At 36.3% G+C, this 8,170-nt stretch carries 5 protein-coding genes, 6 tRNA genes, 1 rRNA gene and 1 pseudogene; 12 read left to right on the forward strand and 1 reads right to left on the reverse strand.

Going from position 1 to position 8,170, the window contains the following annotated elements:
* Positions 1-102: 102 nt before the first annotated feature.
* The 12 genes from rrf (at position 103) to A33S_RS0111040 (ending at position 7,348) form a co-directional block, all read left to right on the forward strand.
* Positions 103-217 (forward strand): 5S ribosomal RNA (gene rrf / locus A33S_RS0110985).
* Between the two features lie 13 nt (positions 218-230).
* Positions 231-305, forward strand: a tRNA-Asn gene (locus A33S_RS0110990).
* A gap of 1 nt (position 306) precedes the next feature.
* Positions 307-378 (forward strand) — tRNA-Glu (locus tag A33S_RS0110995).
* Positions 379-384: 6 nt separating this feature from the next.
* Positions 385-460, forward strand: a tRNA-Val gene (locus A33S_RS0111000).
* Between the two features lie 21 nt (positions 461-481).
* Positions 482-565, forward strand: a tRNA-Tyr gene (locus A33S_RS0111005).
* Between the two features lie 10 nt (positions 566-575).
* Positions 576-650, forward strand: a tRNA-Gln gene (locus A33S_RS0111010).
* Positions 651-654: 4 nt separating this feature from the next.
* A tRNA-Lys gene (locus A33S_RS0111015) sits at positions 655-727 on the forward strand.
* 120 nt (positions 728-847) lie between these two features.
* On the forward strand, positions 848-1,654 hold the full coding sequence (cdaA, locus tag A33S_RS0111020) for a diadenylate cyclase CdaA (protein WP_009384963.1): 807 nt from the start codon (positions 848-850) through the stop codon (positions 1,652-1,654).
* A 1-nt stretch (position 1,655) separates the two neighbouring features.
* Positions 1,656-2,588, forward strand: a complete 933-nt coding sequence (locus A33S_RS0111025; RefSeq protein ID WP_009384961.1) for a CdaR family protein — start codon at positions 1,656-1,658, stop codon at positions 2,586-2,588.
* A gap of 32 nt (positions 2,589-2,620) precedes the next feature.
* Positions 2,621-3,973: a phosphoglucosamine mutase gene (glmM, locus tag A33S_RS0111030; RefSeq protein WP_009384959.1), complete on the forward strand. Its 1,353-nt coding sequence runs from the start codon at positions 2,621-2,623 to the stop codon at positions 3,971-3,973.
* A 517-nt stretch (positions 3,974-4,490) separates the two neighbouring features.
* On the forward strand, positions 4,491-6,293 hold the full coding sequence (gene glmS / locus A33S_RS0111035) for a glutamine--fructose-6-phosphate transaminase (isomerizing) (protein ID WP_009384958.1): 1,803 nt from the start codon (positions 4,491-4,493) through the stop codon (positions 6,291-6,293).
* Between the two features lie 209 nt (positions 6,294-6,502).
* On the forward strand, positions 6,503-7,348 hold the full coding sequence (locus A33S_RS0111040) for an HAD family hydrolase (protein WP_009384957.1): 846 nt from the start codon (positions 6,503-6,505) through the stop codon (positions 7,346-7,348).
* A gap of 201 nt (positions 7,349-7,549) precedes the next feature.
* On the opposite strand, the pseudogene A33S_RS0111045 reads toward A33S_RS0111040, so the two are convergent.
* A pseudogene (locus A33S_RS0111045) lies at positions 7,550-8,170 on the reverse strand (hypothetical protein); the annotation flags it as partial.

Below are 8,170 nucleotides of genomic sequence, written 5' to 3' on the forward strand. Positions count from 1 at the left end.
TTTTGGTTTTATCATTTACTTACTATCTAGTTTTGAATGTATAATGTACATTCATTAACTTTTGAAGCTTTTTAATGAACGCTTCTCACAAGTTAAAAATAGTTTGGTGACAATAGCAAAGAGGCCACACCTGTTCCCATGCCGAACACAGAAGTTAAGCTCTTTAGCGCCGATGGTAGTCGGACTTACGTTCCGCAAGAGTAGGACGTTGCCAAGCTATTTAATATTAATCCACAGTAGCTCAGTGGTAGAGCTATCGGCTGTTAACCGATCGGTCGTAGGTTCGAGTCCTACCTGTGGAGCCATGGCTCCTTGGTCAAGCGGTTAAGACACCGCCCTTTCACGGCGGTAACACGGGTTCGAGTCCCGTAGGAGTCATTAATTGGAGAATTAGCTCAGCTGGGAGAGCATCTGCCTTACAAGCAGGGGGTCGGCGGTTCGAACCCGTCATTCTCCACCATTTTATCTTTCGTATACATACGGAGGGGTAGCGAAGTGGCTAAACGCGGCGGACTGTAAATCCGCTCCTTCGGGTTCGGCAGTTCGAATCTGCCCCCCTCCACCATTCATATTATTGGGCTATAGCCAAGCGGTAAGGCAACGGACTTTGACTCCGTCACGCGCTGGTTCGAATCCAGCTAGCCCAGCCATTTTGAGCCATTAGCTCAGTTGGTAGAGCATCTGACTTTTAATCAGAGGGTCAGAGGTTCGAATCCTCTATGGCTCACTTTTAACACTGTATCAATCGATACAGTGTTTTTTTATACCTTTACAGATTCTTATATGACAGTGAACGTGATGATTGCTATAATATAGTTTATGGGAAAAGTTTATCGGAGGAGATGCTATGCAGATTTCCAATATTTTCAGAAATTTAGACACAATTGATATTATTACGGGAATCCTTGACCTAGCAATTGTATGGTATGTTTTATATCTTTTGATCACCGTTTTTAAAGGGACAAAAGCTATACAATTATTAAAAGGAATATTTTTTATACTTATTGGTAGGCAAATTAGTTATTGGCTACAGTTATCTACTACTTCTAGATTGTTCGACTTAGTCTTACAATGGGGGTTCTTAGCAGTTATTGTTATTTTCCAACCAGAAATTAGACGTGCGTTAGAACAGCTTGGTAGAGGTAGTTTATTTAAGCGTTATACGCAAACCAACTCTAAGGAAGAGAATCAACTTGTAGATCATGTAACTAAAGCGATTCAATATATGGCTAAACGCCGTATTGGTGCTTTAATCGTTTTTGAAAAAGAGACTGGTTTACAAGACTATGTTGAAACAGGAATTCCAATGAACTCCGATATTTCACAAGAGCTTTTAACAAATGTATTTATTCCAAATACGCCATTACACGATGGCGCAATGATTATAAGGGGCGAGAAAATTGTTACGGCAGCAAGTTATTTACCTCTATCTGATAGCCCTAAAATTGCAAAAAGTCTAGGTACGCGTCATAGAGCTGCAGTTGGTATCTCTGAAGTATCTGATGCATTTACCGTAATCGTTTCAGAAGAAACAGGTACAATATCTGTTACTTTTGATGGGAAGTTACGTAAAGATATATCTGTTGATGTATTTAAAGAATTGCTTGCTGAACATTGGTTTGGTACGCACCTTAAACAGAAAGGTGTGAAGTGATATGCTAGATAGCAAATGGGGACTACGTTTTGTTTCCTTAATATTAGCTGTATTCTTCTTTATTTCAGTGAATAACGTTTTTGGCAATATGTTTAATACTGATGAACTAAGTAATGATTCGGCACATACGATTAGTAATGTGCCTACTGAAGTACAATACAATAATAAAAGTTACTATGTATCTGGTGTACCTAAGAAGGTTGATGTAGTGGTAACAGGACCGCAATCACAAATCTTACAAGCTGAAAAAACACAAGACTTTAAAGTTGTTGCCGACTTAACTGAAGTGAAGCCAGGTAAAAAACGTGTTGAGTTTCAAGTTAAAGGCTTAAGCAAGGACATTAACGCGAAAGTTAAACCTAAAGCAGCTAACGTAAGTATCGAAAAGCGTGTTTCTAAGACGATGAAGGTAGAACCAGATGTAAGTAGTAATCATATCAATCCTAACTATCAAATTTCACATCAAGAGGTTAATCCAAAGTCAGTCAAAGTTACTGGTGGAGAACATCAAATTGATAAGATTGCATATTTAAAAGCTAACTTTAAGGAATCACCTAATGTAAGTGATAATACTACAGATATTGGTGAAGTAAGTGCTTTTGACCGCAATTTAAACAAACTCGATGTCATAATTGAACCAAAAGATGTTAAATTAAGTGTTGAAGTTGAACCTTATAGTAAAAAGATAAAATTAGAACCCGAATTAACGGGTAAACCAAAAGATAACAAGGAAATTAAAGATGTTGATTTAGATGAAGAAGAAGTAGAAGTCTTTGGTGATCGTAATAAGTTGCAATCACTTGAATCAATTAAAGCAGAAGTAGATGTAAGTGACATAGGTAAAGATGACACTAAAAAGGTTAAATTAAAACTACCTGATGGGGTAAAAAAAGCTACTCCTGAAGAGGTATTTGCAAAAGTAAAAGTTAAATAAAGTTTTATATAGAGAAAAAGGAGATATGTAATATGGGTAAATATTTTGGTACTGACGGTGTTAGAGGTGTAGCGAATAAAGAGTTAACACCGGAATTAGCTTTTAAACTAGGACGTTATGGGGGCTATGTTCTAGCACATAATAAAGGTAAAAAACATCCGCAAGTATTAGTTGGTCGTGACACGCGTGTTTCTGGTGAGATGCTAGAATCCGCTTTAATTGCTGGATTAGTTTCAATCGGCGCAGAAGTAATGCGACTCGGCGTTATTTCAACACCTGGTGTTGCTTACCTTACTAAAGAGATGGAATCAGAATTAGGTATCATGATTTCTGCATCACATAATCCTGTTGCTGACAACGGCATTAAATTCTTTGGTACAGATGGATTTAAATTATCAGACGATCAAGAAGCTGAGATCGAGGCACTATTAGATGATGAAAACACTGAACTACCTCGTCCAATTGGTAACGACATTGTTCATTATTCTGATTATTTTGAAGGTGCTCAAAAATACATTAGTTACTTAAAGTCTACAGTAGATGTTAACCTTGAAGGCTTAAAGATTGTTTTAGACGGCGCTCATGGTGCAACATCTTCTTTAGCACCATTCTTATTTGGTGATTTAGAAGCTGACACTGAAACAATCGGTTGTAATCCTGATGGCTATAATATCAATGAAGGTGTAGGTTCTACACATCCTGAATTATTAGCTGAGAAAGTAGTCGAAACTGAGAGTGACTTTGGTTTAGCATTTGATGGTGATGGAGACCGCTTAATCGCTGTTGATGAAAAGGGTAATATTATTGATGGTGACATGATAATGTTCATCCTTGGTCAAGATATGGCTAAGAATCAAGAGTTAAATGATAACATGATTGTTTCAACAGTGATGAGTAACTTAGGTTTCTATAAAGCACTTGAAAACGAAGGCATCGCTTCTAACAAAACTAAAGTAGGTGACCGTTACGTTGTAGAGGAAATGCGTCGCGGTAATTATAACCTAGGTGGCGAACAATCTGGCCACATCGTTTTAATGGATCACAATACAACAGGTGATGGTTTATTAACAGGTGTTCAACTTGCAGCAATCGTTAAACGCTCTGGTAAAAAGCTAAGTGAATTAGCGAGTCAAATGAAGAAATATCCTCAAGCGTTAATCAATGTTAAAGTTGAAGATAAACATGGTGTAACAGATAATGCCGACGTTCAAGCTATTATGGAAGAAGTTGAAACGGATATGAACGGTGAAGGTCGTATTCTTGTAAGACCTTCTGGTACAGAACCATTAGTACGTGTCATGGTAGAAGCTAAAACAGATGAAGAAGCTCAAGAATATGCGCAACGTATTGCTACTGTTGTTGATGACAAAATGGGCTTAAAATAATACTTACTTAAAAGCTGAGGTTGAAAGACCTTAGCTTTTTTTAGTTGAAATATCAAAACAAATTAAATTTAAATTAATATTATTAATATCTATTCAAAGAAGTTTACTTCTGCTCAAGTTACTTAAAATCTATTAACTGAATTTTTAATATATATTGTTTGCATTTATATACATTACCATTGTACAATTGGCTATATTGAGCGAAGAAATAAGTCTTATAAAGCGCCTGAACAAGTGTTGAATGTAATTGTCAGGTTTTGGTTTATATCAGAAATCAAAGCTAATTATATTTAAAACTTGTAGACGAGGAGGATAGTTATCGAATTAGTTCGGCGGATGCTATCCCGGATGTGGCTCATTCGTAGCTTATTAATTAAACCATTAAGGTAACTTAATGTCCAAAGTTAATAAGATAGCCATCATAAAAAATACAACTAAACGATGTTTTACGTATCGTAGTTGCTCAATTTTAAAGATGCGTACAAACACCGTTATTTTGATATGGAGGAAATTATATATGTGCGGAATCGTAGGTTATATTGGTTCACAGAACTCTAAAGAGTTACTTTTAAAAGGATTAGAAAAACTAGAATATCGTGGGTATGACTCAGCTGGTATCGCAATTAACAATGATGAAGGTACGCATATCTTCAAAGCAAAAGGTCGTATCTCAGAATTAAGAAAAGAAACAGATAATGATGTAGATGGTACTTTAGGTATTGGTCATACACGTTGGGCGACTCACGGTGTGCCAAGCTTTGAAAACTCTCACCCTCATCAATCAGCTACTAAACGTTTTACGTTAGTACATAATGGTGTTATCGAAAACTATGAAGAATTACGTGACGAATACTTAAGTGATGTTAACTTCATCTCTCAAACAGACACAGAAGTAATCGTTCAATTAGTTGAATACTTCTCTAATGAAGGGCTATCAACTGAAGATGCATTCAGTAAAGTTATCTCACTTGTAAATGGTTCTTACGCTTTAGGTCTTTTAGATAATGAAGATGAAGAGACAATCTATGTAGCTAAGAACAAGTCACCATTATTAGTAGGTGTTGGTGATGACTTCAACGTTATCGCTTCAGATGCGTTAGCAATGTTACAAGTTACAAATGAATATAAAGAAATTCACGATAAAGAAACAGTTATCGTTAAACGTGATGAAGTGATCATCAAAGATGAATCAGGTAACGTTCAAGATCGTGAAACATATGTAGCAGAAATCGATGCGTCTGACGCTGAGAAAGGCGTTTATGATCACTACATGCTTAAAGAAATTCACGAGCAACCAGCTGTTATGCGTCGTATTATTCAAGAATATCAAGACGATGCTGGTGACCTCAAAGTTGATCCAGAAATTATTAAAGATGTTAAAGAAGCAGACCGCATCTACATCATCGCAGCAGGTACAAGTTACCATGCAGGTTTAATCGGTAAACAATATTTAGAAAACTGGGCAGGCGTTCCAACTGAAGTACACGTTTCTTCAGAGTTCGTTTATAATATGCCACTTCTTTCTGAAAAGCCATTATTCATCTTTATTTCTCAATCAGGTGAAACTGCAGACAGCCGTGCAGTACTTGTAGAAACGAAAAAACTTGGTCACAAAGCGTTAACGGTTACAAACGTAGCAGGTTCAACTTTATCTCGTGAAGCAGACCATACGTTATTATTACATGCTGGTCCAGAAATCGCGGTAGCATCTACTAAAGCTTATACCGCTCAAATCGCTGTATTATCAATTTTATCTCAAGTTGTTGCACGTGAACTTGGTCGCAAAGCTGACTTAGATTTACTACGCGAACTTGCTAAAGTAACGACAGCAATTGAAGCTATCGTTGACGATGCGCCTAAGATGGAAGACATTGCTAAAGACTTCTTAGAAACAACACGCAATGCATTCTTTATCGGTCGTACATTAGACTATTATGTAAGTTTAGAAGGTGCGTTAAAACTTAAAGAGATTTCTTACATCCAAGCTGAAGGTTTCGCTGGTGGTGAATTAAAACACGGTACAATCGCGCTTATCGAAGATGGTACACCAGTTATTGCGCTTGCAACTCAAGAAAACGTTAACCTTTCAATCCGTGGTAACGTTCAAGAAGTTGTAGCACGTGGTGCACGTCCATGCATTATCTCCATGGAAGGTTTAGATAAAGCAGACGATACGTACGTAATTCCACAAGTACACGAATTACTTACACCACTAGTATCTGTTGTGACTTTACAACTTGTTTCTTACTATGCAGCATTACACAGAGACTTAGATGTTGATAAACCAAGAAACTTAGCTAAATCAGTAACTGTTGAATAATAACTTAGAAATTTAATTATAAAATCTAACTATTTATACAAGCTTTAGATGACATGACGCGCATAGATGTTTAGCGTGTTATCGAAATAGGGGCGTGAAGATGAGCGGTTATCGCTTATCTGTCACGCCCTTTTTTATAATGGGTTTTATTGTGAAAGTATGTTAAACGTGACATAATTTATATGAAATGCATAATTTGGAGGATCAAAATGGATAATGTAAAAGCAATCTTTTTAGATATGGACGGCACTTTATTACATACTGAAAATAAAGTTAGCATGTATACGACTAAGACGCTAAAGACGCTTCGAGAGCATGGCTATTATGTCTTTATCGCAACAGGACGTGCACATAATGAAATCGCGAATCTTGTACCGAGCGAATTTGAAGTAGACGGTATTATTTCATCTAATGGCGCAGATGGTAGATATCAAGATGACATCGTTTTTCAACACGGTTTAAATTTAAAGCAAGTTCAGAAGATTGTTGATCTCGCTCAGTCACATGACATCTACTATGAGGTTTTCCCTTTTAATGACAATCGTATGATTTTAAATGATGATAAGGATTTTGTGACGCAGTTATTCAATCAAGATAAACCTGAGGGAGTCGGTGAAAGTGAGTGGCAATCTCGCTTATACGCTCTGATACATCAGGTAAACTGGGTGGATACGTTACCGGACACGACGTTTTCAAAACTTTATATGTTTACACCTCAGCTTGATCAAATTGACAAATTTCGTGACGTCATAGCACAGCAAGAAGATTTAAATATATCGATATCAAACTCATCTCCTCATAATGTCGAGACAATGTTAAATGGCATCGACAAAGGGACTGGCATTCAAACAATGATCAAGAAACTTAACATCGATCAGTCTGAGACACTTGTGATAGGCGATAGTGACAATGATCGCGCAATGTTTGAGTTTGGCCATTATACGGTCGCTATGATGAATGCGCCTCTTCATGTAAAAGCCCTTGCGTCATATGAGACAGACTATGATCATAACGAAGACGGTGCTGCGAAATTTCTAGAAAAGCATCTACTTTAATTCTAATTTAAAGTCAATTTAAAAAGCAGGCTAGACATTTTACTCAATTTCCATCAACAGCATGCTTTCCTGGGGCGTGGCCTGAGCCTGTAGTCTCAGGACGCACGCTACTCCCCTAGGAGTCAGCTGTTTTGGAAATTGCATGAAATAAAGTTAAAAGTACTATTTCATGACTCATGTCTTAGCCTGCCTATTCTTAAATTATGATTTTATCTTCTCTCCGAAGCGTTCAAAGTATTGTGTAATGGCACCAAGGTTTAAGTAGTTTAACAGTGTTGTTATTAAACCAACGAGGATACCATATATCGTGATTAATATTTTAGCAACGTTTTGAGAAATATTCGTTGTTGCAAGTTGTAATAGTTCGAAGATAGGTCCTTGTAAAATTGAGTTTAACAGTGAAATTAATAATACACCTATTAAGAATTTCATGAATGTTTTCTTACCATTTTTAATGCGTTTAATTGCTTCTTTAAAATGTTGCATGATTTTGCCTTTTGGATTGTTCCAGAATGACAATAATGTATTAATAAAGAATATCGCAATTAATGCTAATAAAATAGATGAAATGAACATAAATGCTAGATTAATGATTGTCTGAACAATATAACTTACTACATCATTTGAAATACCTTTAATTAAAGGAACCAATGCTTTTGTAGCGATTAAAGTAAGTAGTTGTTGGAATAAATATAATAAAATATAACCAATTAATAAAGGTAAAATCGTAGCTAATGCTAATTTGATTATTTTACCAAAATGGCGTTTTTTATAAGCGTGAAATAAGTCTTTAATGTGTGGCTTTTCACCATTGGCTATCTT

The sequence above is a fragment of the Staphylococcus massiliensis CCUG 55927 genome (genome assembly GCF_000298075.1).
GTDB lineage: Bacteria > Bacillota > Bacilli > Staphylococcales > Staphylococcaceae > Staphylococcus > Staphylococcus massiliensis.

Coding starts and splice junctions, on each gene's coding strand:
- cdaA (WP_009384963.1), top strand. CDS start 848: ATGCAGATTTCCAATATTTTCAGAAATTTAGACACAATTGATATTATT.
- A33S_RS0111025 (WP_009384961.1), top strand. CDS start 1,656: ATGCTAGATAGCAAATGGGGACTACGTTTTGTTTCCTTAATATTAGCT.
- glmM (WP_009384959.1), top strand. CDS start 2,621: ATGGGTAAATATTTTGGTACTGACGGTGTTAGAGGTGTAGCGAATAAA.
- glmS (WP_009384958.1), top strand. CDS start 4,491: ATGTGCGGAATCGTAGGTTATATTGGTTCACAGAACTCTAAAGAGTTA.
- A33S_RS0111040 (WP_009384957.1), top strand. CDS start 6,503: ATGGATAATGTAAAAGCAATCTTTTTAGATATGGACGGCACTTTATTA.